Here is a 15,099-nt window from a genome sequence, read left to right as displayed (position 1 = left end):
TCTGGCGGGAGGACCCGAGGAACGAGGGTCCGGATGGTAGACCCGCCGCCGCCACCCGGGAACCCCGCTGACCTGCACCGCGCGGACGACCTGTGGACCACCTGCTGACCGACGACGAGGGATGGCAGGATCGGCCCGTGACCGATCTCGAGCACGTCTCCTCCGCACCGACCCGGCCGCAGCCGACAGGTCGGACGGACGGCCGCGACCCGTTCGCCCTGGGTGTCGACGACCTGTTCGGGACGCCGGTCGCCGACGCGGTAGGCACCGACGGCGAGAAGCGCACCGGGCTGCCGCTCGACGAGAAGCTGCGGCAGGCGTACTTCTGGGTCGTCAACCACGCGATCATCTCCCCGCATTACGACGTCGAGTTCTCGGCACCGGGCGCCGCGGAGACGAGCTTTCGGCTCGGCGACTCCAAGGCGCTGCTGAACCTGCCGAGCGACCAGTCCTACTCGAGCTTCGTGCTGCTGCCGCTGCTGACGTTCGCGGTGCGCGGGCGGTGCCTGATGATCGGCGGGCCGGGCCGCGGCAAGACCGCGAGCGCCGTGCTCATGGGCGTGCTCGCGGGCTACCCGGTGCGCGAGGTGCGGCGCGCGATGCAGCACGGGCACCCGCAGCTCACGGTCTCGGACCTGTTCGGCACGCCGCTGCCGAAGGACCTCGTGCAGGCGGACAGCCTCGCCGACGTCGACGTCGCGTGGCGGTCGTGGCTCGGCATGCGCGTGAAGATCGTCGACGAGTACAACCGCATCCCGACGCGCACCCAGTCGGCGCTGCTCACCGTCCTCGCGGACGGGTACGTCGAGGTGTACGACCAGGTCTACGAGACGGGCGACGCGGCCTGGTACCTCACGGCGAACGACGACGCGGGCGGCGGCACGTACCAGGTGGTCGACGCGCTGCGGGACCGCATCGACGTCGTCGTGCACGCGATGCCGTTCAACAACCGTTTCCTCGGCGACCTCGTCGCGCGTGCGGAGCGGCGCGTGCGGCCCGAGGAGAACGTGCCGCCGGAGATCGTGTTCGACGCCGCGGAGCACGCCGCGCTGCACGCCGCGATCCTCGCCGTGCCGCTCCCGGAGCCGGTGCGCCGTCGCCTCGAGTTCTTCGCGAGCCAGCTCGAGGTGCTCGAGCGCGCGGGGTGGCAGTTCGAGTACCGGACGAAGGACACGGCACGTGTCGCGGGCGTGGACCCCCACCTGGTCGCGACGGCGGACTCGGGCCGCGACCGACTCGGCGACGTGGGCGCGCAGACGCTCAACGGGCTGTCCGTCCGCGCGCTGCAGTCGCTCGTCGCGTACGCGAAGGCGATGGCGTACTTCCGCGGCAACGCCGAGGTGGACCTCGCGGACCTGCGCGCGGTCCTCCCGTTCGTCCTGCACGACAAGCTGCTGCCCGACCTGCAGTCCGCGCCGTTCGACGACCGCGACCGCGAGCCGCTGCGCTCCGACCGGGTGTCGTGGATCCGCGACCTGTTCGACACCGCGTGCCGCCAGTACGACGCCACGGGGCTCGACGACCGGGACGACGTCGGCGAGATCCTCGACCAGCTGGCCGCCGGCCTGGAGGGTCTGCCCGAGGCGGACGTGCGCCGGCGTCTCGCCCGCATCGAGAAGGTGCTCGCGTCCTGGCAGCAGCACGCCAAGCTCCACGGGCACGTCTACGAGGACGCCCTCGCGCTGAAGTACGCCCACCAGCGGTACACCAACTACCTCACCTGGCTGCGCTGGAGCGGCACGTGACCCTGCCCGACGCCGCCCGGTCGCCCGAGGCCGCCCGGTCACCCGACGTCGTGGCGTCGCCCGAGGCCGCCACCGCGACGGCGGCGCCCACCGCGAGCTCGGCCTTCGCGAGCCGCGCCCTCGCGGCGCGCGACCGGTACGACGCCGTGCTCGCCCGCGCCCTCGCGCACGGCGCCGAGCGGGACGTGCTCGCGGACGCGGTCCGCGAGGTCGCCCAGGCGGCCGAGCCGCTCGCCGACCGGCTCGCGGCGGAAGCCTTCGCCGCGACGTGCGACGCGCTCGTCGACGTCACCGCACGGCTCGCGGCGGCGCGCCGCTGGCGCACCGGCGGTCCGGAGCGGGCAGCCGTCCTCGAGGTCGTGCCGCGTCTTACAGGGTGGCTCGCGACCGCGCCCGCGGTGACGGTGGCGGCCGTCGTGGACGGCGCCCGCGCGGTCGGTGGCGGGCCCGGGTCCCACGGCGACCTCACGGCGTGGAGCCGGCGCGTCGTCGACGCCGCGCACGCGTCCGCGCCCGACCCGATCACGGAGGACGGCACGAACGCGACCGGCACGACCGGCACGACCGCCGCGCGGACCGTCGACCTGGTCCGCGGAGCGGTGCTCGTCGCGGCGTGGCGCAGCGGTCTCGTGCGCTACCGCGACGCGGCCCTCGACGCCGCGCGGCGCCTGCCGGAGCACGTCGCGCGGGCCGCGCTGTCGCTCGTGACGACCGACGAGCCGGCCTGGGCCGAGACGGTCGGTGGCCCCGATCTCGTGACCGTCCTCGACCGGCACGCCGCCGACCCGTGGTGGTGGCCGGGTCTCGGCGACACCGACGGCGCGGCGCCGACCGTCCTGCTGCGGGGCGTCCACGGCCCGGCACACGTCCTCGGCCGGTTCGGCGGGTTCCGCGGGTTCGGCGGGCCGTGGCTCTCCCCCGCGGTCGTCGTCGGCGCGGACGCGCGGCACCCGGGCCTGCGGTGGCTCCTGCTCGCGCCCGACGGTGCCGGGACGGTCGACTGGACGCTCGTCGCCGACGTCCACGGGGCGTTCGTCGCCCGCGCCCCGCACGCCGAGGAGACGGTCGCGCACCTCGACCCGGGCGACATGTTCTGCGCGGGCGGCGGGGCTCCGGCACCCGTGCGCGCCGAGGACCTGGCGGACCTCAGCGGCTCCGCGTCGGTCGACTCCCCGTCCGGTCGCCTCATGCTCCTCAGCCGGACCGGCTCGTACGACGTCCTCCTGGTGCGGTGGACCCGATGAGCGCGCCCTCGGCGGACTCAGCCGACGCACGCCCCGGCCAGGTCACGGACGAGATCGGGGCGCTGCGCAGGCGCTGGCAGGCCGCGTGGCCCGAGGCGCTCGCCGCCTGGGGACGCTTCACGCGCCTGGGCGCGCCGACCCTGCACGGCCCGGGCACCGCACCGGCGGACGTGGGTTCGTTCGCCTGGTTCTCGACGACGCGCGTGAGCGTCCACGTGGACCTCGCCGAGGTCGTGGCGCTGGGGATCGAGGACCACGCGGTCGCGGTCCTCGCGCACGAGGTGGGGCACCACGTGCTCTCGCCCGGCGACCTCACGACGAGCGCGCTCCTCGTCGCACGCACGCGCGCCGGGCTCGTGGACCAGGACCAGCTCGCGGCGCTCACCGCGAACCTCTGGAGCGACCTGCTCATCAACGACCGGTTGCAGCGCCGCGCGGGGATCGACCTGGCCGGTCTCTGGCGCGCGCTCGGGCCGGGCACGAGCGTCGTCATGCAGACCGTGCTGCGCGCGGACGAGATCCTGTGGGGGCTGCCGCGCGGCGACCTGACCTCGGCCGACGTCCCGGTGGGTGAGCGCGAGGCGGTGCTCGTCGCGCGCCTCGTGCGCGCGTACGCGGACGACCCCGTCGGTGGCGCGGCCGGGTTCGCCGCGCTGCTGCGCACGCTGCTCGCGTCGGAGGCGGGGCCGGACGCCACCTCGCGGGACGCGCGGAGCCAGGGTCGACCCGAGCACGGCGATCGCGAGGCGCGTCGGCGACACCTGCAGCGCCGGCGGAGCTCGCTGCCCCACGTGGTCTGCGGGCAGGACGAGGTCGCCGGGGCCGTGCCGGGCGGCCTCGCGACCGACCCGCGGGCGGTCGCGCCCGTGCAGCACCCTGCGCTCGACCCGCGCGTCGTCGGCGACCTCGGCCTGGGCACGGACGACGGCCTCGCCGAGGCGCCGGACGCCGGGTCGGTCTCGTCCACCGGCCAGGGAGGGGACGGCACCGGCGCGCACGACGCGGGCGGCCAGAGCCTCGCGCCCGCCGACTACGACGCGACGCTGCGGCTGCTGGGGCTCACGTCGGACGCCGCGGCGTCGGCGCGACGCTGGTATCGCGAGCACGCGGCACCGCTGCTCGTGCCGTTCCCCGTGCGCGAGCACGTGCGCGCGTCGGAGCCGCTGCTCGGCGCGCACGAGCAGTGGGACGTCGGCGACGACCTGGGTGAGGTGGACTGGACGGGTTCGCTGCTGCGCTCGCCCGTCGTCGTACCGGGCTTCACGACCGTGCGACGCTCCGTCGACGAGGACGCGGGCGACGAGCCCGACCGCGTGCCCGTCGACCTCGACCTGTACCTCGACTCGTCGGGGTCCATGCCCGACCCGTCGCGGCGCGTCGCGCCGATCGCGCTCGCGGGCGCCGTCCTCGCCCTCTCGGCCCTGCGCGCCGGGGCGCGCGTGCAGGCCACGACGTGGAGCGGCCCGCAGCAGATCGCCGGCACGGACGGCTTCGTGCGCGACGAGGACCGGGTGCTCGACGCGGTGGTCGCGCACTTCGGCGGGGGGACGTCGTTCCCCGTGCCGCTGCTCGAGCGCACCCACCTCGGCGACCCACGGAACGGCGCCCCGCCGACGCGCACGCGCCCCTGCCACGTCGCCGTCATCTCCGACGACGGCGTGGTCTCGATGTTCGACGACGTCGTCCGCCACCGCTGGGGCGGGCGGCCCGACGCCGAGCTCGTCCTGCCGCACGAGAGCACGGCGGCCCGTGCCGTCGCCGCCGCTGGTGGCGGGGGGACTCTCGTCCTCGACGTGTCGGACGCGTACGCCGAGAAGGTGCGGGACTACGCCGTGGGCTACCGGGTCCACGCCGTGCGGACCCAGGGCGACCTCGTCGCGTTCGCCCGGGCGTTCGCACGTGAGCTGTGGGGCGCGACGACAGGTGCCTCGTCCGGCGCCGACCGACCGGGAGGAGCACGCCGTGTCCCCTGACCAGACCGGGTCGCGGCCCGAGGTGTCCACCGTCGAGGGGCCGCCGCTCGCCGACGTCGTGCGCCGCCTCGCCGACACGCCCCCGGACGTGCTCGACCCCGCGGTCGTCGTCGGCGCCCTCGTCGCCGACACCGCCGACATGCTCGCCGGGGCGCACGCGGTCGACGTCCTGCGCGGGGACCCACGGCGCGAGGTGGACGCGCTGTGCGCGATCGCGCCCTACGCGGCGCTCGCGGGGACGGTGTGCTGGCTCCTGCGCGACGAGCACCTGCTCTCCGCCCCCGGTCTCCGGGCCGCCGCGACGCCCGCTGCGCTCGTCGGGCTCGTGTCCCGGCTCGTGCCCGAGCTCGCGACGCTGCGGACCGCGGCCGCGTGGGTCCACGAGCCGGCGGCGCGCGAGGAGCTCGCGCGTGCGGTGCTGCGAGAGCTCGGGCTGCGGCCCGCGGGCGAGAGCCCGGAGGTCGCGCAGGACCGGTGGACGGCCGTGAGCACGGCCGAGCAGCGGCGCATCGCGCGCGAGATGGCCGAGGAGGCGCGCCGGGCCGAGCAGCTCGCGCGCGAGCTCGCCGAGAAGCGGGCCAAGGAGGCCGCCGCGCAGTACGCGAACTACTGACCGACGAGCCGACGAACGACGGAGGAGACGTGACGACAGGACCCGGGACCGCGGGCACGCCCGACGAGCCGCGCCCGGGCGCGCTCCCGGCCGCACGCACGGACCCACCCCCGGCCGTCGCGCCGGACGACGGCCTCGCGCTCGGCGAGTACGCCCCGGGTGGCGCCGTCGCGCTCACCGACGCCGAGCGCTGGCCCACGCTCGACGCCGCCGGCCGCGACGCCCTCGACGCCGTGCGCCGTGATCCCGCCGCCCCGGTCTGGGTCCACGTCACCGGAGACCGGCTGCGCACCGACGACCTGCCCCTCCTCGACGACGTCGCGGCACGCCTCGCCTCGGGGTCACCCGACGAGCCGGACGGGACCGCGCGGTCCTCCGACGCCGCGGACAGGGTCACGCCCGGCAGGCCGTACACCGAACCGCCCGGCTGGGTGCGGGACCTCGTGGCCAGGGCGCACGCCGTCGTGCCGCGCTACCGGCGGGCCCGCGACCGCGGCGAGAGCGGCGCCGCCTCACCCCTGGCCGCCGTCGCTCCCGTCACGCGCGACGACCTGCGCCGTGACGTCGCGTCGTTCGTCCCCGTCGACGTGCCCCTCGGTCGCGTGCTCGAGGGGTCGAGCTCGGGCAGCACGGGAGCGGCGATCCGCATCCCGCTGCACCCCGTGGCGGTCGCGGCGGACCTCGTGCTCCTGCAGCACCTCGTCACGGGCGCGGGCGCGGCCTGGGCGCCGGAGCCCGGCCGGCTGGGCCTGATGAACCTCGTGGACCAGCGGCAGGCGTTCACGTACGCGTCGGCGATGACGGGGTTCCGGCGCGGTCCGGGCGTCTCCGCGCCGAGCATGGCGCGCGTCAACCTCGACCCCGGCGCGTGGACGCGCCCCGGCGACCGCGAGGCGTTCCTCACGGCGCAGGACCCGCAGGTCGTGTCGAGCTCGCCGCTCCCGCTGCTCGCGCTCGCACGCCTCGCCGACGCCGGGCTCGACCTGCACCCCGTCGCGCTCGTCAGCGGGGCCGCGCACCTGTCCGACGTCGCACGGTCACGCCTGCGCGCCACGTGGGACGTCCCCGTCGTCGACCTCTACGGCCTGCGCGAGACGGGAGCCGTCGCGTCACGCGTCGACGGCGGGCCGTTCGTCGTCGTGACCGGTCGACGCGTGTGGGTCGAGATCCTTGCCGACGACGGCACCCCGGTCATCGACGGCGGCCGCGGCGAGGTCGTCGTCACCGTCGACGAGAACCCGTACCTCCCCCTCCTGCGCTACCGCACCGGCGACCACGCCCGGATCGTGCGGCGCGGCGGGCGGGTCGAGCTCCACGACCTCGAGGGCCGTTCCCCCGTGCGGTACCTGCGGCCCGACGGTGCGTGGGTGCCGTCGGTCGACGCCGCCCAGCACCTGCAGGCGAACGGCATGGCGGCGTGGCAGCTCCACCAGGACGCCGACGGGAGCGTCGTGCTCGACGTGGTCCCCGACGCGCCGGGCGCCGCCGGGGCGAGCGCCGCGCGGGAGGCGGGCGCCGCCGTCGGGCAGCTGCTCGGACGGTCCGTCACCGTGCACGAGGTGAGCCCGGCCCGGCTCGGCGACGGCCGGGCACGCCGCTGGTCCAGCGACGTGCCCGGCGGCGCGGCGTGACGATCAGCCCAGCTGACCCTTCGGGCGGTACACGATCGACGACGCCCGGTTGTCCATCGACCCCATCGTCGCGCAGCTCGGCGTGCAGTTCCGGCGGTCGCCCCCGTAGCTGTACGCGTCGTAGAACGTGCTCCAGCACCCCGCGACCGACTCGGCGGAGCTGATGACGTTGTTCTGCAGGAAGCTCGCCATGTTCGGGAAGCCGTAGGTCGACCCGGTGAAGCACCCGTTGCCGCCCTTGCCCCACAGGAGAGTCTGGCTCCCCTTGTAGCTCGCGTCGCGGTGGATCAGCCCGAGCACGAGCGAGGACGCGGCGGCGGCGGTGGTGCGCGCGTCGGCCGAGCTGCGCGCGTTCGCCGAGTCCACGGCGGCGCGCACGGCGGCACGGTCGTCCACGGCCACGCCCTCGGCCGCCGGTACCGGGCTGCCGGTCACGTGGGCGAGCGCGTCCTCGAGCGTGTCGAAGCACTCGACGAGCGACGGCGGGAGGAGCGACGGGTCCTGCCCGGCGACGACGGGCTGCGCCTGCGCGGTGCAGACCTCGTCGGAGGACGGCGCGGCGCCGGGCGCTGGGCGCTCCCACGTCTTCACGGTCAGGTCGGGTTCCACGGCCGACGCCATGGCCGGGACGGCGAGGGCCACGGCGGCGCCGAGGACGGACGCGAGTGCGGCGGACAGGAAGCGGGACGGGCGTCGCTGCATGGTTTCTCCTTCTGCGTGGGCCACGCCCCCGGTGTGTCGCACCCGTGGACCTGACGCGGGAAGGGGCCTCCCACGGGACAGCGTCGTCCCGTGCCCCCGGGCGGAATCCTAGGTTCCGTCAGCCGTCCTGTCGCGACCGGGTCGACGCTGTCCCTGGGCAACCAGGGCGCCGGGAGGTTACCGTGCAACGGGGGCACCCGTCCGACCGGTCGGCGCCTTCCCGCAGGGCCCACTTACGCTCCCCTCCACCCACCGGTCCAGCCGGGGAAATGAGTGTCGATGAAGCACCGTTCTCTGCCCGTGTCCCTCACCGCGGCCGCCGCGGGGCTCGCGGTCGTCGCCGCGGCCGCCGTCCCGGCCGTCGCCGCCCCACCACCGGACGAACCCGGCGGTCTGGCGGTCCAGAGGGACGCCGGGCTCGAGCCGACCACCAAGGTCGCGCCGTCGCTCGCCGCCGCCAGCGGGACGGTGACGGCCTTCGTGCAGCTCGACGCGCCGTCGGGCGTCGACCTCGCCGCGCAGGGCGCGAGCCCGCAGGAGGTCGAGGACAACGCGACCGAGGTCGCCACGCTCGCGGACGACGTCGTCCCGCAGCAGGCGACCGCGCGCAGCGCCGGTGCACGCAGCCCCCAGCAGGTCTCGGTGACGAGCACGCTCGTCTCGGGTGTCGTCGTCACGGGCGACGCGGACCGCGTGCGCGACCTCGCGCGCGACGACAAGGTGGTCACGGTCTACCGCATCATCCCCAAGGAGCGCACGAACAAGGGCACCGACCTGTTCACGCGCGCCGCCGAGACGTGGCAGAGCACGGGCCTCACCGGCGAGGGCGTGCGCATCGGCATCATCGACACCGGCATCGACTACACGCACGCGGACTTCGGCGGCCCGGGCACGCAGGAGGCCTACGACGAGGCGTACGGGGAGCGCGGCGACGGCCCCGTCCCCGAGGGGACGTACGACGAGGTGAAGTACCTCGGCGGCCACGACTTCGCGGGCTACGACTACGACGCCTCGGGAACCGTCGAGGGCACGACGCTCGTCCCGTCTCCCGACGAGAACCCCATCGACTCGCTGGACACGATCGGCTCGGGCCACGGGTCGCACGTCGCCGGCACCGCCGCCGGCTACGGCGTCACGGCCGACGGCACGACGTTCGACGGCGACTACTCGACGCTCACCGACATCTCCGACTGGAAGGTCGGGCCGGGCTCGGCGCCGGAGGCAGGCGTGTACGCGCTCAAGGTGTTCGGCGACCTCGGCGGCTCGACCGGCGTGGTCGTCGACGCGCTCGAGTGGGCGGCCGACCCGGACCAGGACGGCGACCTGTCCGACCGTCTCGACATCGTCAACCTCTCCCTCGGCTCGGCCGGCTCCCCCGCGGACGACCCGGAGAACCTCTTCATCGACCAGCTCTCGCGCCTCGGCACGCTGTCCGTCAACTCGGCGGGCAACTCGGGCGACGTGACCGACGTCGGCGGCTCGCCGGGCAACTCGCGCTCGGCCCTCACGGTGGCGAACTCCGTGGGGAACACCCAGACGTTCGACGCCGTGGAGGTCGTCGAGCCCGCAGAGCTCGCCGGCACGTACGCGGCGCAGAACTCCGTCGAGTACCGCGGCGAGGAGGACGTCACCGCACCGGTCGCGTTCGTCGCCGACGACTTCTCCGGCTGCCAGGCGTTCACGCCGGAGCAGGCCGCGGCGGTCGCCGGGAAGATCGCGTTCCTCTTCTGGGACGACGACGACGCGACGCGCGCGTGCGGCAGCGCCGCGCGCTTCAACAACGCCGAGGCCGCGGGCGCGGCGGGCGTGCTCCTGTCGTCCGAGCTCCAGTCGTTCGTCGCCGGGATCGCAGGCAACCAGGGCATCCCCGGTGCGCAGCTCACCGGTCCGAGCCACGCGGCGCTGCGCCCGGCGATCGAGGCGGGCACGGTCGTCATGACGATCGGGCCGTCGTACGCGATGGCGTCGTTCGTCGAGATCCCCGAGATCGCGGACACGCTCAACAGCGGGTCGTCGCGCGGCGTCCACGGGTCGCTCGGCGTCGTCAAGCCCGACGTCGCGGCTCCGGGAACCGGCATCGCCTCCGCCGCCTCGGGTCGTCTCGACGGTGCGGGCATCAAGTCCGGGACGTCCATGTCGGCCCCGCACGTCACGGGCATCGCGGCGCTCGTCAAGCAGGCCCAGCCCGGCTGGGGCCCGCAGGAGATCAAGACGTCCGTCATGAACACCGCGACGCACGACGTGTTCACGGGCCCGTCCGGGACCGGTACGGCCTACGGCCCGGAGCGCATCGGCTCCGGCCGCGTGGACGCGCTCGAGGCGGTGGGCAACACGACGCTCGCCTACGCGTCGCAGGCGTCCGACCTCGTGTCGGTCGCGTTCGGCGTCGTCGACGTCGGCGCGGCGACCGTGACGAAGCGCCAGGCCGTCACCGTGCGCAACACGGGCGACACCCCGGTCACGTACGCGACCGGCTTCACGTCGTCGAGCACGGCCGGTGGTGCGGCGGTCTCCGTCGCGCCCGCGACGGTCACCGTCCCGGCCGGGCAGCAGACGGTCGTCACCGTGACCCTCACCGCGGACCCGGCGACGCTCGAGAAGGAGCTCGACCCGACGTCGTCGGCCGACTCCGGCGTCGGTGTCCCGCGCGACTTCGTGTCCTCGGTGAGCGGACGCGTCGTGCTCACGCCGACCGACGGCAGCAGCGAGCTCCGCGTGCCGGTGCAGGCGTCGCCGCGACTGGTCAGCGACCTCACGGCCAAGCCGGTCGCCTTCGGCGCGCAGGCGGAGACCGCCGAGCTCGACCTCGACGGCCGGGGCGTCGCCTCGGGCGGCTGGTTCTCCCTGCTCGCGCCCTTCGAGCTCAAGGCGACGAGCCCTCGTCTCGAGGCCGACGCCTCGGAGGGCACGTCGGCGACGGCCATCGCCTCGGCGGACATCCGCGCGGTCGGGTTCTCCTCGACCGCACCGCAGCTCGAGGCCGCCGGCGACGACCCGGCCGACGGCACCATCGGCATCGGCGTCGCGGTCGACGGCCCGTGGGCGAGCCTCGGCTCGGTCGCGAGCCCCTCGGTCGAGGTCGACGTCGACTCCGACGGGTCCTCGGACTTCGAGGTCGCGGTCATCAAGTACAACAGCGAGACCGACCTGACCCTCGCGGCGACGTTCACCCTCAAGGACTGGACGGCTCCGGACGGCACGGAGTACGAGGCCGGCGACAACATCGACCTCCAGCCGGTGAACTCGCTCTGGGGCGACGTCGACACCTCGGTGTTCGACAACAACGTCGTCGTGATCCCGGTGGGCATCGGCTCGCTCGGGATCGAGGAGGGCACCGTCCCGACGTTCCAGGTGCGGACCTACTCGCCGTACGCCTCCGGCGCCGACCAGCTCGTCGACGCCACGGACACGTTCACGGGCGACCCGTACGACCCCGCCTACTGGTTCGACGGCGAGGACGAGCTGGTCTACCTCGGCGCGGACGACGCACCCGTCACGGTGCACCGGTCGGAGGCCGCCGCGGAGGAGGGCAGCGGCAAGCTCCTGCTGCTGCACCTGCACAACGCGACACCGGGCAAGCGGTGGCAGACGGTGGACGTCACGACGTCCGACGCTGCCGTGGACGTCGCGGTGACCGCCGAGTCGCGCTGCCTCGCGGGCAAGGCCTACGTGGCCGTCCGCGTGCTCAACGAGTCCGGCGCACGGGCGGACATCGCCGTGAGCACGCCGTACGGCGACCGGACGTTCAACAACGTCAAGGAGGGCAAGAACGCGTACCAGGCGTTCGCCGTCCGCGACACGTCGGTCGAGGCGGACTCCGTGACCGTGGACGCCACCGCGGAGATCGACGGGGCCGAGGTCACGACGTCGTACGACGCCGCGTTCGAGGCGCTGAGCTGCTCCTAGGCTGCACGGCACGATCACGGCTCACCGACGGCGCCCGGTCCCCACGGACCGGGCGCCGTCGGCGTCCACAGCAGCACGACGAAGCCCCGCGGCCTCGCCAAGTAGTACCCCGGTCACGCGAGGTAGTACCCCGGCCGCGCGAAGCAGTACCCCGGCCGCGCGAAGCAGTACCCCGGCCGCGCGAAGCAGTACCCCGGCCGCGCGAAGCAGTACCCCGGCCGCGCGAAGCAGTACCCCGGCCTCGCGAAGCAGTACCCCGGCCTCGCGAAGCAGTACCCCGGCCTCGCGCGAAGCAGTACCCCGGCCTCGCGCGAAGTAGTACCGCGGTCCGGTGCCGATGAGGCTTGATGGCGCCGGGCGAGCGAGGACCAGGGCGAGACGACCCCGGGAGGGGTGGGTGGGGCGCCGCGTCGTGGTGGGCCTGGCGGGAGCCGCGAGGAACGAGCGGCGGATGGTAGACGCGGCGCCCCACCCGCCCCGACACCCAGGGCGACCACGCGTCGTCGGGCACGACCGCGGTACTACCTCGCGCTACCCCGGTACTACCTCGCGCTGCCGCGGTCAGACGCGGGCGCCGAGGCCTTGCAGCTCCAGCACGAGACCCTTGATCGCCGCCGCGGGCACCTGCCCGTCGTCGGAGGCGACGAGCCCCGCGACCGACGCGGGGACCTCCGCGTCCGAGCACAGCACCAGCGGCGTGTCCGCCGACGACGTCGGCAGGCGACCGTGCGACCCCTTCACGTACGACGCGTCGAGCGGCACCGTGCTCATGGCGTACCGCAGGCCCACCTTCTTCTTCACGAGGTTGAGGCCCGCCTTCGCCTTGGCGAGCGGGTCCGCCGGGTCGAAGAACAGCTCGGCGGGGTCGTAGCCCGGCTTGCGGTGGATGTCGACGCCGCGCGCGTACTCGGGAGCGCGGTCGTCGTCGAGCCAGAAGTAGTACGTGAACCAGGCTCCGGGCTCCGCCACGACGACGAGCTCGCCGGACCGCTCGTGGTCGAGCCCGTAGCGGGCCTGCGCCTCGCGGTCGAGCACCTCGTCGACGCCGGGCACCGCGCGGAGCAGGTCGGCGACCTTGCGCTGCAGCGCGGTGTCCTGCGGGTCGCCGAGGTAGACGTGCGCGACCTGGTGGTCCGCGACGGCGAACGCGCGCGACGCCCACGGGTCGAGCTGCTCCTTGCCGTCCTGGACGTAGACCTCGAGCAGGCCCTCGCGCCGCAGGATGCGGTTGAGGTGCACCGGCCGGTCGACGTCGGCGATGCCGTACTCCGACACGACGAGCACCGTGACGCCCTGGTTCGCGCAGTCGTCGAGCAGCGGCGCGAGCGTCGCGTCGAGCTCGGCCGCCGCGGCGTGGGCCCGCGGGTCGTTCGGCCCGAACCGCTGCAGGTCGTAGTCCAGGTGCGGGACGTACGTCATCGTGAGGTCGGGAGCGTGGGTGCGCAGGACGTGCCGCGTCGCGTCGACGATCCAGCGCGAGGACGCGATGGACGCCGTCGGGCCCCAGTACGTGAACAGGGGGAACTCGCCGAACCGCTCCACGAGGTCGTCGTGCAGCGCCGGCGGCCGCACGTACGCGTCGGGAGACTTGCGACCGTCGGCGTGGTAGATCGGGCGCGGCGTGACGGTGACGTCCGTCGACATGCCCATCGCGTACCACCAGCAGACGTTCGCGCTGCTGTAGCCGGAGCGCGCCGACCGCGCCGCCTCCCAGAGCTTCTCGCCCTCGACGAGCCGGTTGTGCTGGCGCCACAGGTACACGTCGCCGAGCTCGCGGAAGTACCAGCCGTTGCCGACGATCCCGTGCTCGGCCGGGCTCAGGCCCGTGAGCATCGTCGACTGGACCGAGCACGTCACGGCGGGCAGCACGGTCGCGAGCTCGGACTGCCAGCCGCCCGCGGCAAGCTGGCGCAGGCGCGGCATGTGGGCGAGCGCGGTCGACGTGAGCCCGACGACGTCGAGCAGCAGCACGGGCTTCATGCGGTCCTCCTGGTCGTTCCTTCGGTGCCGAGCACGTCGTCGGTCGCCGCCGAACCCGACATGGGGGTCGTTCTCGGCGTCGTGACGTCCTTCAGGTCGTTCTCGGCGCGGATGAGGTGGGTCGTCGCCCAGCGCAGCTCGGCCGCGATGCCGGCGACGAGCGAGTCGGTCGCGGCGCCCTCGGGCAGCACGGACCACGTGTAGGTCTCGACGTCGAGGTGCGCCTCGTCGCCGTGCGGCACCTCCCGCACGGCCGCGACCGCGGCGCGCAGCACGTCCGTCGTCGCCGCGAGCGGCGCCTCGGGCTCGTGGTGCAGCGGCACGTGGAAGTGCACGCGCCACGGGCCCTCCGCCGGGAGCGCGTGCCCGACGCCGACCCCCGCGTCGTGCCCGACGTCGCCCCCCGCGTCAGGACCCGGTCCGTCGCCCAGCGCGTCGGGCAGGTCGTCGGCGGCGAGCACGGTGCCGTCGGCGGCGAGCTCGCGCACCTGGTGGATGTAGCGCTTCTCGACGAACCCGCCCACGGCGTCGCGGGCAGCCGCGCCGGACGGGTCGGCCACGTGCAGCGCGGCCGACGCCTGGACCTTGACGACGCGCAGCCCGGCGTCGGCGATCCGCCGCACCGCGCCCGCGGGGTCCGCGAACGACACCGCGAGGTGGCACGTGTCGAGGCACACGCCGACGTGCTCGGGGTCGATCCGCCGCTCGACGGGCAGGTCCGCACCGGACCGCGCGGAGAGCCACGCCACGACGTCCTCCACGGTGTCGAGGACGCACCCCGGCTCGGGCTCGACCGCGACGCGCACGACCTTGCCCGTGCGCTCGCGCAGGTCCCGGAGCCCCGCCGAGAGCTCCGCGAACGCGCGGGTCGCCGTGGCGTCGTCGGCCTCGGACCACGGCTCGCGCCACGCGAGCGGCAGCGTCGAGATCGACCCGTCGACCCCGTCGGGGAGCAGGTCCGCGAGGACCTCCGCGCACTCGAGCGTGTACGCGAGCCGCTCGGGGTCGGCCCACGTGGGCGTGTACACGTCGAGCTTGACGACGTCGGCGTGGAACCCGCCGTACGGGAACGCGTTGAGGGTGTGGACCTGGAGCCGGTGCTCGGCGAGCGCCGCGCGGAGCCGGTCCCGGTCGTCCGGCGACCCCGCGAGCCGGTGCGCGAGCACTGCCGGCATCCACAGCCCCACGCCGAGCACGTCCAGCCCCGCCGCCTCGCGCACGGGCGCGGCGTAGCGCGCGAGCTGGTCGAGCACGCCGTCGAGGTCCTCGGCCGGGTGGACGTTGGTGCAGTACGACAGGAGCATG

9 protein-coding genes are annotated in these 15,099 nt (G+C 74.9%); 6 read left to right on the top strand and 3 right to left on the bottom strand.

All coding sequences use genetic code 11. The annotated features are described in order from the left end of the window. The first annotated feature begins 137 nt into the window (after positions 1 to 137). From NFS20_RS02155 to NFS20_RS02135, 5 genes are read left to right on the top strand one after another with little or no spacing between them, the layout of a single operon-like run. Positions 138 to 1,745, top strand: coding sequence for a MoxR family ATPase (locus NFS20_RS02155; protein WP_251150094.1), 1,608 nt, complete (start codon positions 138 to 140; stop codon positions 1,743 to 1,745). After that, positions 1,742 to 2,989, top strand: a complete 1,248-nt coding sequence (locus NFS20_RS02150) for a hypothetical protein (protein ID WP_251150093.1) — start codon at positions 1,742 to 1,744, stop codon at positions 2,987 to 2,989. The genes NFS20_RS02155 and NFS20_RS02150 overlap by 4 nt, the downstream gene beginning before the upstream one ends. Further along, positions 2,986 to 4,962 (top strand): hypothetical protein, encoded by a 1,977-nt coding sequence (locus NFS20_RS02145; protein WP_251150092.1) that lies wholly within the window; start codon positions 2,986 to 2,988, stop codon positions 4,960 to 4,962. The genes NFS20_RS02150 and NFS20_RS02145 overlap by 4 nt, the downstream gene beginning before the upstream one ends. Further along, on the top strand, positions 4,952 to 5,575 hold the full coding sequence (locus NFS20_RS02140) for a hypothetical protein (RefSeq protein ID WP_251150091.1): 624 nt from the start codon (positions 4,952 to 4,954) through the stop codon (positions 5,573 to 5,575). Before NFS20_RS02145 ends, NFS20_RS02140 begins: the two co-directional genes overlap by 11 nt. 29 nt (positions 5,576 to 5,604) lie before the next feature. After that, a complete protein-coding gene (locus tag NFS20_RS02135) occupies positions 5,605 to 7,206 on the top strand; it encodes an AMP-dependent synthetase (RefSeq protein WP_251150090.1) in 1,602 nt (533 codons plus the stop codon). Positions 7,207 to 7,209: 3 nt separating this feature from the next. Here NFS20_RS02135 and NFS20_RS02130 read toward each other — a convergent pair whose 3' ends face one another. After that, positions 7,210 to 7,908, bottom strand: coding sequence for a hypothetical protein (locus NFS20_RS02130; protein ID WP_251150089.1), 699 nt, complete (start codon positions 7,906 to 7,908; stop codon positions 7,210 to 7,212). Between the two features lie 279 nt (positions 7,909 to 8,187). Between NFS20_RS02130 and NFS20_RS02125 the strand changes: the two genes are divergently transcribed. Further along, a complete protein-coding gene (locus tag NFS20_RS02125) occupies positions 8,188 to 11,814 on the top strand; it encodes a S8 family peptidase (RefSeq protein ID WP_251150088.1) in 3,627 nt (1,208 codons plus the stop codon). 561 nt (positions 11,815 to 12,375) lie between these two features. Here the strand turns inward: NFS20_RS02125 and NFS20_RS02120 are convergent. Together NFS20_RS02120 and eboE are read right to left on the bottom strand one after the other, a co-directional pair. Next, a complete protein-coding gene (locus NFS20_RS02120; RefSeq protein WP_251150087.1) occupies positions 12,376 to 13,794 on the bottom strand; it encodes an alkaline phosphatase family protein in 1,419 nt (472 codons plus the stop codon). After that, on the bottom strand, positions 13,791 to 15,098 hold the full coding sequence (gene eboE / locus NFS20_RS02115; protein WP_251150086.1) for a metabolite traffic protein EboE: 1,308 nt from the start codon (positions 15,096 to 15,098) through the stop codon (positions 13,791 to 13,793). Before eboE ends, NFS20_RS02120 begins: the two co-directional genes overlap by 4 nt. Position 15,099 lies beyond the last annotated feature (1 nt).

Source organism: Cellulosimicrobium sp. Marseille-Q4280 (assembly GCF_943181405.1).
GTDB lineage: Bacteria > Actinomycetota > Actinomycetes > Actinomycetales > Cellulomonadaceae > Cellulosimicrobium.
The sequence above is the reverse complement of the archived record's forward strand: the minus strand, read 5'-3'. Positions and strand labels throughout refer to the sequence as shown.